The following is an 18772-nucleotide window of genomic DNA, read 5'->3' as shown; positions in this document are numbered from 1 at the left end:
CAGTAAAAAATAAATAATTCTTAACTAATTAATTTTTTTCATTTAATTCGCGTTTGGAATGAGCCAACTTTGCAAAAATCATCCTTCCGGCATCAGTTTGAATTGCACTTGTTACTTCTACTTCAACTGATTTATTCATAAAGAATTTTCCATCTTCTACTACGATCATAGTACCATCATCTAAGTAGGCAACTCCTTGTTGGCGCTCTGTTCCATTTTTGATAATTGTAACTTGCAGTTTTTCACCAGGAATTACCCGTGGTTTCAATGACTTAGCGAGTTGATTAATGTTTAAAACGCGAACATTTTGAAATTCGCTAACTTTATTAAGGTTATAATCATTTGTAATTACTTCTGCATCCATTAACTTAGCTAATTTTATTAGCTTGCTGTCAACTTCTTGAATATCATCAAAATCACCATCATACATTTCAATTGGAACGACTTTTTCTTCACGTAATTTATTTAAAATATCTAATCCTCGTCTTCCCCGGACGCGTTTAATACTATCACCTGAATCAGCAATATACTGTAATTCATACAACACAAAATTAGGAACAACTAAAGTTCCTTCCAAAAAACCCGTTTTAGCCAAATCATAAATCCGACCATCAATTAAAATATTGGTATCAAGTAATTTATAATGATAAAAATTTTGGCCTGCTTTGCGTTCAAGAATAGTACCATCTTTGTCTTTTTTCTTATGATTGAAAAGGCCTTTAAATTCACGTGTCCGTGATCTTCCAACTACAAACCCTAAATATCCAAAAACTAATAAAAGTGCAATTGGTAAAAAGGTATTTACAAAAATAGAATTTGACCGGGTTAACGGAGTAGTGATTAAAAATCCTAAAACTAAAGCTAAAATAATTGCAATTACTTCTGTAACTAAACTTTCGGTCTTTTGTCGCAATAATAATTTCTCAATTTCTTGAATCAATCGATCAAGTGGATCTGCAATTAAAAATGATAAAATTGTAAATCCAATCAATCCAATTAACATATCAACTACTGCATTTGCAAGCCATGGATTTTGAATATGTAACACCGTCCATAACGGCGGTAAAAATGAATAGCCTGCGCCAATTCCGAGAACCATTAATGCGATTCTAATTAATTTTTTTCGCATTTAAACACTTCTTTTCTAGTTAAAAACATATTTTAAAGTTTCTGCTAGCGTCTGTACACCTACAACTTGAATATTTGCAGGTGCTTGCCAGCCACCAAGATTGTTTTTAGGAATAAACACCCGTCTAAATCCTAATTTTGCAGCTTCTGCTACCCGTTGCTCAATTCGATTAACCCGTCTAATTTCGCCAGTTAATCCCAATTCACCGATAAAACAATCAGTCGGAGCAGTTTCTACATCACGATAACTTGAAACAATACTGATCGCAATTGATAAATCAATCGCTGGTTCATCAAGTTTCACTCCTCCCGCTGCTTTTAAATAAGCATCTTGGTTTTGTAGAAGTAAGCCTGCTCTTTTCTCGAGAACTGCCATAATCAATGCCACGCGATTGTGATCTAGTCCTGTAGTTGTACGCTTAGCATTTCCAAAAGCAGTTGGGGTTACTAATGCTTGAATTTCAACTAAAATTGGACGCGTTCCTTCAAGTGAAACAACAACTGAAGATCCCGTTGCTCCCTTTAAACGTTCCTCTAAAAAAACTTCAGATGGATTCTCTACTTCTGCTAATCCACCTTGTTTCATTTCAAAAATTCCAATTTCATTTGTTGAACCAAACCGATTTTTTACAGCACGTAAAATTCGATATGTTCGATGTTGGTCACCTTCAAAATATAAAACAGTATCCACCATATGTTCTAATATTTTTGGCCCCGCAATTGCTCCGCCTTTAGTGACATGTCCAACAACAAAAACTGTGATTCCATTGGTTTTAGCAATCTTCATTAAATCAGATGTTACTTCTCTAATTTGAGCAACACTGCCCACTGCTGATGTCATTTCAGGTTCCTGCATTGTCTGCACTGAATCAATAATGACATAATCAGGTTGCAATTCTTCAATATTTTGTTTGATTTGATCCATATTAGTTTCTGGATACAAGTAGAAATTATCACTGCCAACTCCTAACCGATTGGCACGTAATTTGATTTGAACTGCACTTTCTTCCCCTGAAACGTATAAAACTTTTTGCTTTTTAGCTAATTGTCCTGAAACTTGTAATAATAAAGTTGATTTTCCAATTCCGGGATCACCACCAATTAATACTAAAGATCCTAAAACAATTCCGCCACCTAAAACCCGGTTAAATTCTTCATAATCAGTTTTAACTCGCGGAGTTTCAGAAGTAGAAACTTGACTAATTAATTGTGGTTTAACTTCAATTCCGCCAAAAGTTGTTCGTGGTTTAGTTTTAAGTGTATTCGTTTGTTCTTTAACTTCTTCCACTAACGTATTCCATGCACCACAATTGGGACACCGTCCTAAATATCGCGGTGAAACATAGCCACACTCTTGACAAACATACTGTGTTTTTGCTTTTACCATTTAACTTTCCTCTATTTCCCTGACGATCCAAAACCGCCTGTTCGTTTAGTTGTGGGCTTTTCTTCTTGATCAGCTGTTAAAAATGGCATAAAAATTCCTTGACCTATTCGTTCACCCTTTTTAATCGTATAGTCACGAATACCAAAATTAACTAGTTGGAAAAAGATTTCTCCCTCATTATTTTCATTATTATAGTAGTCTGCATCAACAATTCCTACTCCATTTGGCAAAATTAATCCGCGTTTTAATGGAGCACTGGAACGATTGGCTAACATCAAAAATTCATCATCCTGCATAAATGCCTTGATTCCTGTAGGCACAAGATATGGTTTTAAAACTTTAGTTGCATTTTCATAATCATTATTTGTAAGTTCTTTTTTTTCACGAAGGATATTAAAAATTTTCACAAAGTTTAATTTCCAAATGCTTGGTAACACAAAATCTTCACGTGCACAAAAGTCATATCCTGCAGCATTGGTTGTTGCCCTTTGTGGCAATTGAATATCTTCATTTTTAAAGCGTGAAACAATTTCAAATCCACGTTTCATATTCAACCTTCTCTCAAAAACAATCTTATTTAATAATCATACCATTAAAGGCAACTTTTGAATAACTTTATTTCTTACAATATGCTAAAATTTAGATATGTAGAAATGTTATCTTTTTTTCGAAAAAAATAAAATTAATTCGTTATTATTCATTTCTACAATTCTTTAAAGGAGGAATCGTAATGGATCAAAATCAATTAAAAAAACTGGTTGGCGAAAAATCAGTTGAATTTGTTGAAGACAACATGATCCTTGGATTAGGAACAGGATCAACTGTACGCCATATGGTAGAGGCTTTAGGCCAACGCGTAAAAAATGAAGGACTACATATTACAGGGGTAACTACTTCTAATCGGACCGCAAAACAAGCCGAAAGTTTAGGAATTTCCTTAAAATCAGTCGATGAAGTTGATCACATCGATCTTACAATTGATGGTGCCGATGAAATTAGTTCTGATTTTCAAGGAATTAAAGGTGGAGGAGCAGCTTTACTTTTTGAAAAAATCGTTGCGATTAACTCTGATAAAGTTATGTGGATCGTTGATGAAAGTAAACTTTCACCAAAATTAGGTTCATTTCCTTTACCAGTTGAAGTGATTCCTTATGGCAGTCAAAAAATCTTTGAACGTTTTGATAAAAGAGGATTGAATCCACGTTTCAGAAGAGATCCACAAACAAAAAAATTAGTTTTAACTGATTCTAATAATTATATTATCGACTTATACTTACATGAAATTGATGAACCTCATACACTTGCTAATTACTTAATTAATCAAGTTGGAGTGGTTGAACATGGGCTCTTTTTAGACATGGTTGACACTGTAATTGTTGGTCGCCAAGATGGTCCTGAAATAATTAAAGCTACACGTTAAGGAGTGTTTTTATGAGTAAAGACATTAGTTTAGAACAATTAAAAAATTTCCAATCAAATCTTGATAAGCATCCCGGTCATGCAGTTAATGAACGCGCAGTTTCTAAAAATGGAATTTTAAAAGTTAGTACCGATATCCAAGCTGAAGTCAAGATGGATCCTGTTTTTTCAATTGACTTAGACACTGGAAAAGTTGCAGATCAAAAACGGTCTGGCCGTTGTTGGATGTTTGCAGCATTAAATACAATGCGTCATCATATGCAAAACAAGTTGAATATGAAAGATGATTTTGAACTATCCCAAAACTATACTTTCTTTTGGGATAAGTTAGAAAAATCAAATTATTTTTATGAAAATGTGTTGAAAACCGCTGAATTACCAACATCTGATCGTAAGGTTTCTTGGTTAATGCAAACACCCCAACAAGATGGTGGTCAATGGGATATGATCGTTGCGTTAATTCAAAAGTATGGTATTGTTCCTCAAGCTGTAATGCCAGATACTTTTAATTCATCAAATTCAGCTGAAATCAACAAACAATTAAATTTGAAATTACGCAAAGATGCAGTAGAATTACGCGAGTTAGTTGCTGCTAAAGAAAGTGACGAAAAAATTAATAAGACTAAAGAACGGATGCTTAATGAAGTTTACCGGATGTTAGCTTATAGTTTTGGAGAACCTCCTACAAAATTTGATTTTGAATATCGTGACAAAAATGATGAATATCACATTATTCAAGATATTACACCTCAAGACTTCTTTAAAAAGTATGTTGGCTGGAACTTAGATGATTATATTTCAATTATTAATGCTCCGACTGCCGACAAACCATTTAACCACATATATACAGTTGAAATGTTAGGAAATGTAGTTGGTGGACGTGAAGTTCGACATTTAAATGTAGATATGGATACATTCCGCAAAATTACAATTGAACAATTAAAACACGGGGAAAGTGTTTGGTTTGGTTCTGATGTTGGTCAAGAATCTGACCGTAAAAAAGGAATCATGGATACTGAATTATATCGTCAAGATGAACTTTTTGACATTGATTTTTCAATGTCAAAAGCAGAACGCTTAGATTATGGTGAAAGTTTAATGACTCACGCAATGGTATTAACTGGCGTGGATCTTGTCGACGATCACCCAACTAAGTGGAAAGTTGAAAACTCATGGGGCGATAAAGTTGGTACTAAAGGTTACTTTGTAATGAGCGATAGTTGGATGGAAGAATTTTGTTACCAAATCGTTGTCAATAAAAAGTATCTTCCAAAAGAACTCCAAAAAGTTTTAACTGAAAAACCAGCAGTACTTAAACCTTGGGATCCAATGGGAAGTTTAGCATAATTTTAAATACTAAATAAAGGTTGCACACACGTGCAACCTTTATTTTTTGCTTGATAAAACCTTTTTATCTAAAACGTCTAAGGTTTGTTCATTTAGAGTATAAATAATTGGCTGGCCATTATAAACTTCTACTCCATCAATGCCTTCATCACTAATTTTTTCTAAGTATTTAAGTAATGCACGCAAAGAGCTTCCATGAGCAACAATTAATTGATTCTTACCTGCTTTTAACTTCGGTGCAATTTGATCTTCCCAATATGGCAAAATTCGATTAGACGCCATTTCCAAACTTTCAGATAAAGGCAACAAATCATGGGCAATCGAATTATAACGCCGATCATCATCAAATTTTTCTAATTGAGGGGGAACTGAATAATAGGACCGCCGCCATAGTGCAACTTGTTTTTTACCATATTTTTGCCGAGTATAGTCTTTGTTTAACCCTCTCAAAGCACCATAATGTCGTTCATTTAAACGCCATGTTTTATGTTCTGGAATCCATAATTGATCAATTTCTTCTAAAACAATGTTTGCTGTTTTTATGACCCGCACTAAAACTGATGTATGCACATCACTAAATTGAATATTTTCATTTTTTAAAAGTCGTCCCGCAGTATGGGCTTGCGCTTCGCCTAAAGCCGTTAAGGGCACATCTGACCAGCCTGTATATTCATTTTTTTGATTAGCAATGCTTTGTCCGTGCCGTAGCAAAACTAACTTGACCAATTAGTTCACCTTCTTTTCAATTTAACCATCGCTTATCATAAATTAAAATTAACTCTAAAGTCAAATATTTTAGTTTAATCTAATCGCAAAATCTGGCTTGAAATAACTAGTCTCACCATATTGAACTACTTGTCCAAAAGTAGGAGCATGAATATATTTTCCATTACCACATGCAATCGCTACGTGATAACTATTTTTTAAGTTTCCCCAAAAATATAAATCTCCTGCTTTGGCTTTATTAATTGGAATAACTGTGCCACATTTTTCTTGCTCCCAAGTAGTTCGTGGCAAAATTTTTCCTTGTTCTTTAAAAACATATTGAACCAATCCAGAGCAATCGAATCCTTTAGGACTAGCTCCGCCCCATACATACGGAACACCTAAATATTTTTGTGCATACATAACTGCTTCATTTTGAAAGTTTATACTAGTTAAGGGTTCTTCAGTTAAATGATTGTTTTTTTGAACTTTTTCAGTATTATAAGTAATTTCTGTAGTTGGTTCCTCATTAAAATCGACTGTCCAATAAAATGAATTTGCCTCACTAATACTACTCATCAACATAATTGATGCTCCAAAAGTAATAATTTCAATTATTTTTTTCATCTTCTAAATTCCTTTCTATTCCCCCTCACATATAAATTCGCAAATTATTCATAATTTTTGGAATATTTTTTTGGTATAATGCTAAAAAGAACTTATTGTTTATTTTAAGGTTTTACATATATAATAAGGGAGTATGTGAATTCGAATTTAAGGAGTTATCCATGGAAAATAAAAATCAAGAAGACTTCGATTTTAATAATCTGCCTTCAAGAAGTGAACGGTATAAAAAACAAAATCGAAAAAGTCATAGTTTGCGTAAAAAAGTTTGTTCAATTTTATTGATTCTACTACTACTTGTATTTTATGGTATTGGTGCTTTTGCTATGAATCTTTTGAATAGTGCCAAAACTACACTCTCCAAAGCTTATATGCCATCAAGTACAACTAGTGGCGGATCTAAGATTTTAAAACAAAAAAAACCTTTCTCAATTCTTTTGTTAGGAACTGATACAGGTGATTTAGGACGAACCGATAAAGGTCGGACTGACACAATGATCGTAATGACTGTTAATCCTAAAACTGAAAAAATTACAATGACAAGTATTCCTCGAGATGCCTGTGTAACTATTTCTGGATCTGACAATCAATATGATAAGATCAATTCAGCTTATACATATGGTGGAATTAAATTAGCTGTTAAAACGGTTAAAAAGACCCTTAACATTCCAATTAACTTTTATATGTTAGTAAATATGGGGGGACTTACAAAAGTAGTGGATGATTTGGGCGGAGTTACAGTGACTCCTCCATTAACTTTCTCATATGATGGAGTATCAGTTACAAAAGGCAAAAAGGTAACTTTAAATGGTACTCAGGCACTTTCATATGCACGGATGCGTGATGATGATCCTGAAGGTGATTATGGTCGCCAAAAACGACAAAAACAAATCATCTCTGCTATTATCAAAAAAGCAATGTCAGTTTCTTCATTAACTAAATACAATAAAACCCTTAAGTCAATTCAAGATAACTTAAAAACTAACTTATCTTATGATGACTTAATGTTAATCGAAACATATTACAAAAATGCTGGAAAAAATATTAAGTCTTATGTTCTTCAAGGGGAAGATGCTACATTAGGAGGGCTTTCTTATCAAGTAATTCCTGCTTCTGAAAAAGAAAAAGCATCAAACCGAATTCGAAAACAATTGGGCTTAAAAGATTCCACATATGATTTTGAAAAAGACTCGCCATTCTATAGTTCAAGTTCAAATGGAACCGGAACATCTTACGGAACTACAGATAGTTACGGTTACGGCTATGGTAATGATACTACCAGCAATTATGGCAATTCATATGGTAATACTTATGGAAGTAACCAAGGAACTGGTACAACTGGCCAAGGCACTGGTGCTGGAACTGGGACCGAAACGACAGGTCAAGGTCAGTATACTACTGGCACTCAAGGTGGTTATGGATATTAAATAAAAAAATCGCGATATTGTTATCGCGATTTTTTTATTACTTATAATCTCGTAAATCTAATAACAAACTCCCATATACTAAGCCAGCCCCAAAACCTGTTAGTAAAACTTTAGCAGGTCGATTACCATGCGCAAGTTCTTCACTTAATCCTAGTGGAATTCCAACTGAAGAAGTATTACCTGCATAATCTACATTTACTGCAAATTTATCTAACGGAATGCTTAATCCTGCTGAGATTTTTTCAATTAACCGCAAGTTAGCTTGGTGAGGAATCACTAAATCAATATCATCTGGTGATAAGTGATTATCCTTTAAAAACTCTTTCATATGGTCAATTACTGTTGTAGTAACAAAGTTAAATACAGCAGGTCCATCTTGATAAAATGCCTTAGCTTGAGGATGGTTTTCAGCCTTAATGTCAGAAATTGGCATTATTCTTCCACTATTAACTGCATCCATATTCCCTTGTGTATGCATCTTTTCAGCAATTAACGTATCAGTTGTATTTTCCTTTTTTTCTAATAAAACGCCAGCAGCCCCATCTCCAAAAAAGACAGTTGAAGTGCGATCTGTGAAATCCATCATTTTCGAATTATTTTCTACACTAATGACTAATGCTTTATTATACTGTGGACTATGCAAAAACTTATCGGCAGTACTATATGCAAAAATAAAGCCTGCACATGCAGCTGATAAATCATATGCAAATGCGTTTGAAGCACCAATATTCTTTTGCACTAAAGCTGCAGTTGATGGTGTTAATGCATCTGGTGAAATCGTTGAGACAATGATCAAATCAATTTCGTTTGGATTTACTTTAGATTGCTTTAAAAGTTTTGTAGCAACTTTTGATGCCATTTCTGAAGAATCTTCATCAATTGCATAGTGTCTTGTCTTAATTCCTGTATGCGCTTGGATCCATTCATCGGAAGTATCCATAATTTGACTTAATTCAGCATTACTTACTACACGTGGTGGCAAGTAACTTGCACTTGCTGTCAATTTAATTCCTTCTGACATTTAATTCACCTCAGTCATATAATTTCCAAAGTTTAAAATACCATTATTTTTTGTTTTAATAAAGAATTATACTCTGACAATTGAAAAATAAAAAGACCGTGAAATTTATCACGGTCTTCATCTTTCAATCACTCAGATGCGGGTAAATGGATTCGAACCATCACGAGCAAAAATGCTCACCAGATCCTTAGTCTGACGCGTCTGCCAATTCCGCCATACCCGCAACAACATAAATGATTATAACAAACATAAAAAATTCATGCAACTATTTTTCAAAATTATTTTCAATCATTTTAAGCGATCCATGACATTGAGAACAACAATATTTATTAACATTAATTCTTCTTTGGCGTGGATACTCCTTAAAACAGCGTTGACATTGATACACCACTTTAATTTTAGAGTTTAGCGTTGCAGGAGAATATCTTGAACCGCCCACTTTTTGTAGCAATTCTTTAAAATCTTTATTTTGATGTTTATAGCCCTGATGACGCAAATGTAAGTGGTAGTGACATAATTCATGCCGAATTACTCCTACCAATATTTTTTCAGAATAATTCTTTGCAATTTTAGGATTAATTTCAATTGCATGACTTGCTAGTAAATATCTTCCCCCCGTAGTTCTTAAACGTGAATTAAACCGGGATTTATGGTTAAATTTAAGTCCAAAATCTGTAATTGAAATTTTCTCAACAATTTTTTGAAGTTGTGAATTATCCATTTTGGTCTGCTTTCTTTTGTGGATTAATCATTGTCAATTGAATTCGTGAACGTTTTTGATCAACTTCATCCACCCAAACATCCACAATATCCCCAATTGATACTACATCTTGTGGATTTTTCACATAATGATTACTCAATTTTGAAATGTGTACTAATCCATCTTGCTTTACTCCAATATCTACAAATACTCCAAAATCAACTACATTACGCACAGTTCCTTGAAGTTGCATTCCAGCTTTAAGATCTTCAAGATGCAATGTATCAGCACGTAATAATGGTGCTGTCATAGTATCACGAAAATCACGCCCGGGTTGTTTCAAACTATCCACAATATCTTGAACCGTTTCTTCCCCCACATCATTTTGCTGTGCAAAATTGTGGATATCAAAGTGGCTTAATTTTTGGGCTAACTGAGCACTTCCAATTTCAGCTTTACTCGCTTGATTTGCAGTCAAAATTTGCTGTGCAACTTGGTAACTTTCCGGGTGAATATCAGTATTATCAAATGAGTTTTCTCCATTAACAATCCGTAAAAATCCAGCTGATTGTTCAAAGGCTTTGTTACCTAATCGTGAAACTTCTTTTAATTGATTTCTCGATTCAAACTTACCATTTTCTTCCCGAAACTTAACAATATTTTTAGCAATGGTTTTATTCAAGCCTGAAATATGTTCCAGCAACTGTGGACTAGCAGTGTTTAAGTTAACTCCTACTTGGTTTACTCCCGTTTCAATCACTTGAGATAATTTTTCATCCAGTTCCTTTTGCGGTAAATCATGTTGATATTGTCCAACTCCAATTGATTTGGGATCAATTTTAATTAATTCCGCCAATGGATCTTGTAATCTGCGGGCAATACTTACTGCCGAACGTTCTTCGACATTAAAATCTGGAAATTCATCACGTGCAATTTGACTTGCTGAATAAACTGAGGCTCCAGCTTCATTTACAATTACAAAGTACACTTTAGTGGAAATTTCACTTAAAACTTCAGCTACAAAACTTTCAGATTCACGACTTGCCGTTCCATTTCCAATCGCAATCATTTCAACTGCATATTTGTTGATTAATTTTTTCAGCGTTTCCTTTGCATCTTTACGTAACTGTGGATTAATTTTTTGTCCCTTGTTTTTTTCATGTGGATAAATTACTGCCTTAGCTAAAAATTTCCCAGTCGGATCAATGACCGCTAACTTACATCCTGTTCGGAAAGCTGGATCTAATCCTAAAACAACTTTACCTTTTAATGGAGCTTGCATTAAAAGATGATACAAGTTATCCCCAAAAATATTGATGGCTTTTTCAACTGCCATTTCCGTTAAATTTCGTCGAATTTCACGTTCAATTGAAGGTTTAATAAAACGTTTATAAGCATCTGTATATGCATTGGCAATAAAGTCAGCTGCTTGACCTTGTTTGGAGCCAATAAAACGTGAATGCAAATATCTTAAAATAAATTCTTCATCAACGTCAACCTTAACCTTTAAGATTTTTTCTTTTTCACCACGATCAATTGCTAAAACTTGATACGATTCCATTTGATTAATTTTATCTTCAAAAGAGTAATAAGTTTGATAAACACCCTTCACATCTTTTTCTTCATCTTTTACATCCGTGACAATTTTGCCATACTTAGTGGTATTTTTACGGATCCAATCACGTAACTGCACATTTTCACTAAAAGCTTCTGCAATAATTTCATGTGCACCATTTAAAGCACCCTGTGCATTATTAATCTCTTTTTCAGTATTAATATACTGACATGCTTCTTGTTCATAATCATCATGAAACGCTAAAATATAACGTGCTAAGTTTTCTAAACCAGCTGCCTTGGCAATTTGTGCCTTAGTTTGCCGTTTTTGCTTATATGGTAAATATAAGTCCTCTAAGACTTGCATTGAGTCAGCTGATTCAATTTTACGTTTTAATTCAGCCGTCATTTTCCCTTGTTCTTCAATGGTTTTAATAATATCAGCCCTACGCTTCTCAATTTTAGCTATTTGTGAATAAGTCTTTTGAATTTCACGAATTTGAACTTCATCTAAACTTCCAGTTTTTTCCTTACGATAACGTGCAATAAACGGAACCGTATTACCTTCATCTAGCATTTGTAACACATTTTCAACTTGAAATGGTTTATATGATAATTGTGCTTGTGTTAATTTTAAATTTTTTTCATCCATATTAAAATTCCTCTTTAATAAAGTAAAAGGCTGCGCTATGCACAACCTCTTGATTTGTTATCCTAAACGTAATCCCCGAATAATCTTTTGAACATTTGTATTGATTTTATCCATTGCTTTTTCTTGAACTTCTTCGGCTTGATCAAACTTTTTACGATCAACTTGGTGATTCGTATAATCAATACTTGCATTCATTTCTTCGCAACCAGTTACAAAGTCACGATAATGAGAAACCAATAACTTATGCACTCCAATTAATTGGGCAGGAGCTTGAGCCTTTTTTAATTTTTCTAAATTCTCTTGATACTGCTTAACACCTTTAGCAAAGCTTTCTTGAGTTGCTTCATAGTCTTCTGCTTCAATTTCTTCATTGTCATTTAAAGCACTACGAAAAATGTTAAAGTACGGATCCATTTTGGCACTACTTTTTTGCGTACTATCTAAAACTGCATTAATAACACTTAAATATTGATTAATATTAACTCTTCTCATTTAATTTATCCTACCTTATTTCCAAAATTCATCATAAACATTAATTGGCATATGTCTTTTATGTTCTGTTTTCAAGTACCAATTTTCAATCTTTTGGGCATTTTGTGGTTCAATTTCCTTGCCTTCTAAATAGTCATCAATATCATCATAGGTAACACCTAAGGCAACTTCATCAGGAAGAGCGGGACGTTGATCTTCTAAATCAGCAGTTGGTGTTTTTTCATATAGATGCTTAGGAGCATTCAAAAATGCTAGCATTTGCTTTCCTTGACGTTTATCTAATCGCCATAGTGGAGTAATATCAGCTCCACCATCACCATATTTAGTATAAAATCCCGTAATTGCTTCAGCTGCATGGTCAGTTCCAACAACTGCTCCACGCATTGCCCCTGCAATTGCATATTGAGCAATCATGCGTTGCCGTGCTTTAATATTACCCTTGTTAAAATCACTAATTTCAAGATGATTAGCTTCGACTGCTTGGGTCATTTGATCAGCAGCATCCTTAATATTTACTCGCATTACTTGATCTGCTTGCATAAATTCAATTGCATCCATTGCATCTTGTTCATCAGCTTGATTACCATATGGTAAACGAACCGCAACAAATTGATAGGTAGAATCACCTGTTTCAGTTCTTAATTCACTAATTGCCATTTGACTCAATTTTCCTGCAAGGGTTGAATCTTGTCCCCCAGAAATTCCTAATACTAACGTTTTTAAGAATGAATTCTTTTTTAAATATGCTTTTAAAAATTCAACTGATCTACGAATTTCTTTTTGCGGATCAATTTGTGGTTTTACCCTTAATTCTTTAATAATCTTTGCTTGTAATTCACGCATAAATACCACTCCTGCTCAAGCTAAATGTCGTTTGGCATTGGCTTTTTATTATTTTTTTCTCTAATTTTTTGAATAATTTCCATCTTATTGTCATAACACTTCTTAGATAAATCAACCGGATAATCTTGTGGATTTAATAATCGCTTGTATTCTTCCCATAAACTATCCAATTTATCATGTGAATATTTTTTAATTTCATCTAATGATGGTTTTTGATAAACTAATTGACCATCTTTAAAAATATCAACTAAAAGTGGTTGGGCATCAAAATTAGTTACTTGTTTATTAATATAGGTATACTGTGGATGAAACATTAATAAAGATTTACATTTTTGTGGTTGTTCATTGTATAATGCAACGTAATCTCCTTCTGATTTACCTGAATCTTTACGGGTAATACGCCAAACCTGTTTTTTCCCTGGTGTTGAAACTTTGCTAACATTACTTGAAATTTTAATAGTATCTTCCATTTCACCATCTTCATTTTCAATTGCCACCATTTTGTATACAGCACCTAAAGCTGGTTGATCATATGCTGTAATCAATTTAGTCCCTACACCCCAAACGTCAATTTTAGCGTGTTGCATCTTTAAGTTCATAATGGTTTTTTCATCTAAGTCATTTGACGCATAAATTTTCGCATCTGTAAAGCCAGCTGCATCCAGTTGTTTACGTACACATTTAGAAATATAGGCCATATCGCCTGAATCAATTCTAACACCTAAAAAGTTAATTTGATCGCCCATTTCTTTAGCCACTTTAATTGCATTAGGGACACCTGAACGTAAAGTATCATATGTATCAACTAAAAATACACAATCTTTGTGCGTTTGTGCATAGGCTTTAAATGCTTTATAGTCATCTTGATAGGCTTGAACCAATGCATGAGCATGCGTCCCACTTGCAGGAATTCCAAAAATTTTTCCTGCACGTAAGTTACTGGTTGCATCAAAGCCACCAATATATGCTGCACGTGTTCCCCAAATTGCAGCATCCATTTCTTGAGCACGACGTGTTCCAAATTCAAGAAGAGCGTCATCATCAACCACTGCACGAATTCGTGCAGCCTTAGTTGCTACAAGGGTTTGATAATTAATAATATTTAAAATTGCAGTTTCAATTAACTGACAATCTGCTAATGGTCCTTCAATTTGCATTAAAGGTTCGTTATTAAAAACAACTTCGCCTTCAACCATTGAACGCACATTAACCTTAATCTTAAAATTACGCAAATATTCAATGAAATCATCTGCATAGCCCATTTCATTTTTCAAATACTCTAAATCTGATTCTGAAAAATGCAAATTTTGTAAGTATTCAATAATTCTCTCTAATCCCGCAAAAATAGCATATCCATTATCAAATGGGAGTTTCCTAAAGTATACCTCGAAAATTGCATTTCGATCAGCAATACCATTACGCCAATATGTTTCCATCATACTTAATTCATACGCATCCGTATGAAGTGCTAAACTATCGTCTGCATATTTATGTGTCATTGTAATCCTCTTTTAAGATAATCTCTAATTATATAGTTGTTACTATTTTATCACTTTTTCCTCATTTATTCACATCTATGTACAAGAATGTTTTATAATAAAGTAAATTACACAAAAGGTTGTTGATAATGTGCAAAATACTCATAAAGTTAATATTTTAGGAATTGATTTCCTTAATATTACCCAAAAACAACTTGTAGCACGACTAATTCAAGATGATCTTCATCATCAAAATCGTTTTGTAGTCACTGCTAATCCTGAAATCGTACTGGCGGCTCGTAAAAATCCTCAATATCAAACTATCATCAACCAAGCTGACTATGTAACAGCTGATGGAATTGGGATTATTAAAGGCGCTAAAATTTTAAAAAAACCCCTTCCAGAGCGAGTTACGGGTTATGATACAATGCTTGAATTACTTCAATATGCTAATCAAGCGCATAAAAAAGTATATTTTTTAGGTGCCAAGGAAGCAGTCATTCAATCTATGATTCCACAAATTCAAAAAAAATATCCTAACTTAATTATTGCTGGGTATCATCATGGATATTTTAAAAATGCACAACCAATTATTGATGAAATCAAACATGTTCAACCTGATTTTATTTTTGTTGCTTTAGGATTTCCCCGACAAGATTTCTTTATTGCAGCTCATCGTCAAAGTGTTGATGCTATTTGGATGGGAGTAGGTGGTAGTTTTGATGTTTTATCTGGAAATATTAAACGTGCTCCTCAGTTTTGGATCGATCATCATATTGAATGGCTCTATCGGTTAATTCAAGAACCCCAACGTTTTAAAAGAATGCTAGCTTTGCCTAAATATCTTGCATTAGTATATTTACAAAAAATAAAGAAGAACTTAGTGAATTAATTCACTAAGTTCTTCTTTATTTTTCAAGGTAAAATTCGAATCTTTCGCCTGCATATTCAGTTCTAACATATTCAAAAGGCTCATCTGTTTCAAGTTGAGTCACTTGTCTTAATTTTAAAATTGGTGCTCCACGCTTAATTTTTAAGAAATCCGCAATTTTTTCAGAAGCACTTGAAGCCGAAACGATTTGTTGAGCATGTCCAATATGAAGGCCATGCTTAGCTAATGTTTGATAAAGTGATTTAGTTACTTGTGAACGTTGATAATCCTTTACCAAATCATATGGCAAAGTGGCAACTTCAAAACAAATGGGCACTTCATCAGCATACCGAATTCGTTCCATTCGCAAAACATTTTGACCTTCTTGTAACCTTAAATGTTCGCGCTCACTAAGTGAAGGACTGGTAACTTGATATGAAACCGTGCGACTTGAAGGACGCTTCCCTTGATTTTTCATAATCTCAGTAAAACTTGTAATTCCAGACATTCTTTCTTGCACTTTTTTGCGAGCAACAAATGTCCCTGCTCCTACACGGCGTTCCAAAATTCCTTCATCAACAAGCGTTTGAACTGCTTGTCGCAGTGTCATTCGACTAACACCAAATTGTTCTGCTAATTCCCGTTCAGCAGGAATGCGGTCGCCGATTTGCCATTTTCCTTCTTGAATTGCCTCTTTAATACTATTATGTATTTTAATGTAAATTGGAGATCCCATACTTTGCATTCCTTTATTTATAAATTAGTACTAGTATACCACTATTATATTTTAAATAGATAGCAACCGCACTAAAAAATAAAACTAAAACAAAAAGACTATGACCTAGGTCATAGTCTCTTATATCAGTTGGGGTAGCTGGATTCGAACCAGCGCATCACGGTACCAAAAACCGTTGCCTTACCGCTTGGCTATACCCCAATATGATGGAGGGGAGTGGATTCGAACCACCGAACCCGAAGGAGCGGATTTACAGTCCGCCGCGTTTAGCCAGACTTCGCTACCCCTCCATATTAATTAAGTAGCGAACACTTAACGCATCCGACTTAATTATAATACCTTGTTTAATCCAAAAATGCAAGTACTTTTTTGAAAAAAATTTATTTTAATGTGATAAATTCATCATTTTATTGATTTTAGGAGTAATTATGAGCAATAAAAAGCCAAAAATAATGGTAATTGCACCAATTATTCCAAAATATGCAATTTCATTTTGCTGAGTATAAAATTTTATAATTTGTGAATTGATCGCCTGTCCAACCGCATCACTTAAAAACCACATACTCATCATTTGTGAGCGATATGCTTTAGGAGCTAATTGGGTAGTTGTTGATAATCCAATTGGTGAGATTAACATTTCACCAATAATTACCAAAGCCCAGCTCATAATTAACCATAGTGGTGATACCCGCGTACTTGTTCCATATAACAATCCTGGAAGCATCATCCATAAAAATGAAATTCCGGCAAAAAACAAACCAATTGAAAATTTCATTGGTGATGATGGTTGCTTATTTTTCATTTTGCTCCACAACCATGTAAAGCATGGAACATATAACATAATAAATAATGGATTCATGCTTTGAAACCAACTTGCTGGAAAAGTATGCCCTAAAATCGTCAATTTCGTTTGCTCTTCAGCAAAAATTGCTAACACCACTGAACCTTGTTCTTCAATCGTCCAAAATAAAATTGCAGCTAAAAACATTGGAATATAAGATAAGACTCGTTGACGTTCAATTGAATTAACTTTATGACTACTTAGCATCAAAATAAAGTAATAAATTGGAATTAAAATTGCCATTACTGATAATACTGTAATAATATTATTAATATTTAAAATATTAAATTCATTCATTACTAAAAAAACTAACGCAATTCCTATGATCCAAATAATAACTTTACGAACTAAACTTTTCACTTCTTCTGGTTCAAGCGGATCGCTTGGAAATAAACTATCATTTGATAAATACTTTTTGCCATCAATTGTATATTGAATTAATCCCAGAAGCATTCCAAATGCTGCGATTGAAAAGCCTACGTGAAAGTTATACTTTTGTCCCAAATATCCAACTACAATCGGCGCAATAAAGGCTCCCATATTAATTCCAAAGACAAAAATATTAAAACCTGTATCCCGACGATAATCATTTTCATCATATAAATCACCCACCATCTCAGAAACATTTGGCTTTAACATTCCAGTTCCAAAAGTAATTAATGCAATTGAAATAAAGAGTGCAAGCCTTCCAAATGGGGTGGCTAATACAATATGTCCTAGCATAATTAAAATTCCACCAACAAGCACGGTCTTGCGACTTCCCCAAATTCGATCACTAATAAAGCCGCCTAATACACTTGTTAAATATACTAAAGCACCATAAATCGACATAATGGATGCTGCTGTACTTTTGCTAAATCCTAGTCCTCCATTTGCAACCGAATAAAACATATAGAATAGTAAAATGGCACGCATACCATAATAACTAAATCGTTCCCACATTTCTGTGAAAAAAAGAGTTGCTAATCCACGAGGATGTCCTAAAAAAGTTTTCGATGAATCTATATTAGACATAGATATTCTCTCATTTCTACAAATTAAAATTTTCTAATAAACTTTTTGCATAACATGTCTAAGTATAGCGATATTTATGATGAAATGTCAATATATAGTAATTAAAAACATCTAATAAAATTTTAAATTATCTTACTCTATTAAAACTCAATAAAAAAAAAAAGGCTGTGATAAACTCACAGTCTTTAAACGAACAATAACCAGATTACTGCCAGTTGCAGGATTCGAACCTGTGACCGCCGGTTTACGATACCGATGCTCTACCAACTGAGCTAAACTGGCATAAAGATGACCCGTACGGGATTTGAACCCATGTTACCGCCGTGAAAGGGCGGTGTCTTAACCACTTGACCAACGGGTCATATAAACTATGCTGATCACTTTCCGTGAAAACTCATTAGTCTATGAAATCAACTCCGGCAGGCGGACTCGAACCGTCGACACCCTGATTAACAGTCAGATGCTCTACCAACTGAGCTATGCCGGAATAACAGCACGGCGACTTCCTACCCTTGCAAGAGGCGTTCCTCTAA

Annotated in this window: 17 protein-coding genes and 6 tRNA genes; 4 read left to right on the top strand and 19 right to left on the bottom strand. The window is 33.9% G+C overall.

Annotated features, from left to right (window positions below):
* Positions 1 to 28: 28 nt before the first annotated feature.
* The 3 genes from ACWCL1_RS06935 to ACWCL1_RS06925 are packed head-to-tail and all read right to left on the bottom strand — an operon-like array spanning position 29 to position 3063.
* A complete protein-coding gene (locus tag ACWCL1_RS06935; protein ID WP_454546178.1) occupies positions 29 to 1129 on the bottom strand; it encodes a PIN domain-containing protein in 1101 nt (366 codons plus the stop codon).
* Positions 1130 to 1144: 15 nt separating this feature from the next.
* Positions 1145 to 2515: a DNA repair protein RadA gene (gene radA / locus ACWCL1_RS06930; protein ID WP_454546177.1), complete on the bottom strand. Its 1371-nt coding sequence runs from the start codon at positions 2513 to 2515 to the stop codon at positions 1145 to 1147.
* Between the two features lie 11 nt (positions 2516 to 2526).
* Positions 2527 to 3063: a dUTP diphosphatase gene (locus tag ACWCL1_RS06925; RefSeq protein ID WP_454546176.1), complete on the bottom strand. Its 537-nt coding sequence runs from the start codon at positions 3061 to 3063 to the stop codon at positions 2527 to 2529.
* 182 nt (positions 3064 to 3245) lie between these two features.
* On the opposite strand from ACWCL1_RS06925, the gene rpiA reads away from it, so the two are divergent.
* Both rpiA and ACWCL1_RS06915 read left to right on the top strand, forming a co-directional pair.
* Entirely contained in the window at positions 3246 to 3935 is a 690-nt protein-coding gene (rpiA, locus tag ACWCL1_RS06920; protein WP_454546175.1) for a ribose-5-phosphate isomerase RpiA, read from the top strand.
* A gap of 11 nt (positions 3936 to 3946) precedes the next feature.
* The gene (locus ACWCL1_RS06915) at positions 3947 to 5281 is read left to right on the top strand and encodes a C1 family peptidase (protein ID WP_454546174.1); all 1335 of its coding nucleotides are present in this window, start codon (positions 3947 to 3949) and stop codon (positions 5279 to 5281) included.
* 39 nt (positions 5282 to 5320) lie between these two features.
* Here the strand turns inward: ACWCL1_RS06915 and ACWCL1_RS06910 are convergent, their stop codons facing one another.
* Both ACWCL1_RS06910 and ACWCL1_RS06905 read right to left on the bottom strand, forming a co-directional pair.
* Positions 5321 to 6007, bottom strand: a complete 687-nt coding sequence (locus tag ACWCL1_RS06910) for a 2,3-bisphosphoglycerate-dependent phosphoglycerate mutase (RefSeq protein ID WP_454546173.1) — start codon at positions 6005 to 6007, stop codon at positions 5321 to 5323.
* Between the two features lie 69 nt (positions 6008 to 6076).
* Positions 6077 to 6613 (bottom strand): C40 family peptidase, encoded by a 537-nt coding sequence (locus tag ACWCL1_RS06905; protein ID WP_454546172.1) that lies wholly within the window; start codon positions 6611 to 6613, stop codon positions 6077 to 6079.
* 161 nt (positions 6614 to 6774) lie between these two features.
* Between ACWCL1_RS06905 and ACWCL1_RS06900 the strand changes: the two genes are divergently transcribed.
* Complete coding sequence (locus tag ACWCL1_RS06900) at positions 6775 to 8037, top strand: LCP family glycopolymer transferase (RefSeq protein ID WP_454546171.1); 1263 nt, start codon at positions 6775 to 6777, stop codon at positions 8035 to 8037.
* Between the two features lie 37 nt (positions 8038 to 8074).
* On the opposite strand, the gene ACWCL1_RS06895 is transcribed toward ACWCL1_RS06900, so the two are convergent.
* From ACWCL1_RS06895 to ACWCL1_RS06865, 7 genes are all read right to left on the bottom strand, one after another.
* Positions 8075 to 9058: a beta-ketoacyl-ACP synthase III gene (locus ACWCL1_RS06895; RefSeq protein WP_454546170.1), complete on the bottom strand. Its 984-nt coding sequence runs from the start codon at positions 9056 to 9058 to the stop codon at positions 8075 to 8077.
* 137 nt (positions 9059 to 9195) lie between these two features.
* Positions 9196 to 9281 (bottom strand) — tRNA-Leu (locus ACWCL1_RS06890).
* Positions 9282 to 9323: 42 nt separating this feature from the next.
* Positions 9324 to 9779 carry a SprT family protein gene (locus tag ACWCL1_RS06885; RefSeq protein WP_454546169.1) on the bottom strand — a complete coding sequence of 152 codons (456 nt, stop codon included), beginning with the start codon at positions 9777 to 9779 and terminating at the stop codon, positions 9324 to 9326.
* Positions 9772 to 11964, bottom strand: a complete 2193-nt coding sequence (locus ACWCL1_RS06880; protein ID WP_454546168.1) for a Tex family protein — start codon at positions 11962 to 11964, stop codon at positions 9772 to 9774. The genes ACWCL1_RS06885 and ACWCL1_RS06880 overlap by 8 nt, the downstream gene beginning before the upstream one ends.
* Positions 11965 to 12021: 57 nt before the next feature.
* Complete coding sequence (locus tag ACWCL1_RS06875; protein ID WP_454546167.1) at positions 12022 to 12456, bottom strand: hypothetical protein; 435 nt, start codon at positions 12454 to 12456, stop codon at positions 12022 to 12024.
* 15 nt (positions 12457 to 12471) lie between these two features.
* Positions 12472 to 13299: an ammonia-dependent NAD(+) synthetase gene (gene nadE / locus ACWCL1_RS06870; RefSeq protein WP_454546166.1), complete on the bottom strand. Its 828-nt coding sequence runs from the start codon at positions 13297 to 13299 to the stop codon at positions 12472 to 12474.
* 20 nt (positions 13300 to 13319) lie between these two features.
* Positions 13320 to 14798: a nicotinate phosphoribosyltransferase gene (locus ACWCL1_RS06865; protein ID WP_454546165.1), complete on the bottom strand. Its 1479-nt coding sequence runs from the start codon at positions 14796 to 14798 to the stop codon at positions 13320 to 13322.
* Positions 14799 to 14928: 130 nt separating this feature from the next.
* Between ACWCL1_RS06865 and ACWCL1_RS06860 the strand changes: the two genes are divergently transcribed.
* Complete coding sequence (locus tag ACWCL1_RS06860; protein ID WP_454546164.1) at positions 14929 to 15669, top strand: WecB/TagA/CpsF family glycosyltransferase; 741 nt, start codon at positions 14929 to 14931, stop codon at positions 15667 to 15669.
* Positions 15670 to 15685: 16 nt separating this feature from the next.
* Here the strand turns inward: ACWCL1_RS06860 and ACWCL1_RS06855 are convergent, their stop codons facing one another.
* The 7 genes from ACWCL1_RS06855 to ACWCL1_RS06825 form a co-directional block, all read right to left on the bottom strand.
* Positions 15686 to 16384 (bottom strand): GntR family transcriptional regulator, encoded by a 699-nt coding sequence (locus ACWCL1_RS06855; RefSeq protein WP_454546163.1) that lies wholly within the window; start codon positions 16382 to 16384, stop codon positions 15686 to 15688.
* 129 nt (positions 16385 to 16513) lie between these two features.
* Positions 16514 to 16585 (bottom strand) — tRNA-Gln (locus ACWCL1_RS06850).
* 6 nt (positions 16586 to 16591) lie between these two features.
* Positions 16592 to 16674, bottom strand: a tRNA-Tyr gene (locus ACWCL1_RS06845).
* A 95-nt stretch (positions 16675 to 16769) separates the two neighbouring features.
* Positions 16770 to 18230 carry a peptide MFS transporter gene (locus tag ACWCL1_RS06840; protein ID WP_454546242.1) on the bottom strand — a complete coding sequence of 487 codons (1461 nt, stop codon included), beginning with the start codon at positions 18228 to 18230 and terminating at the stop codon, positions 16770 to 16772.
* A gap of 218 nt (positions 18231 to 18448) precedes the next feature.
* Positions 18449 to 18521 (bottom strand) — tRNA-Thr (locus ACWCL1_RS06835).
* Positions 18522 to 18528: 7 nt separating this feature from the next.
* Positions 18529 to 18600, bottom strand: a tRNA-Glu gene (locus tag ACWCL1_RS06830).
* 53 nt (positions 18601 to 18653) lie between these two features.
* A tRNA-Asn gene (locus tag ACWCL1_RS06825) sits at positions 18654 to 18726 on the bottom strand.
* Positions 18727 to 18772: the final 46 nt, after the last annotated feature.

It is taken from the genome of Ligilactobacillus sp. LYQ135, assembly GCF_053711055.1.
The sequence above is the reverse complement of the archived record's forward strand: the minus strand, read 5'-3'. Positions and strand labels throughout refer to the sequence as shown.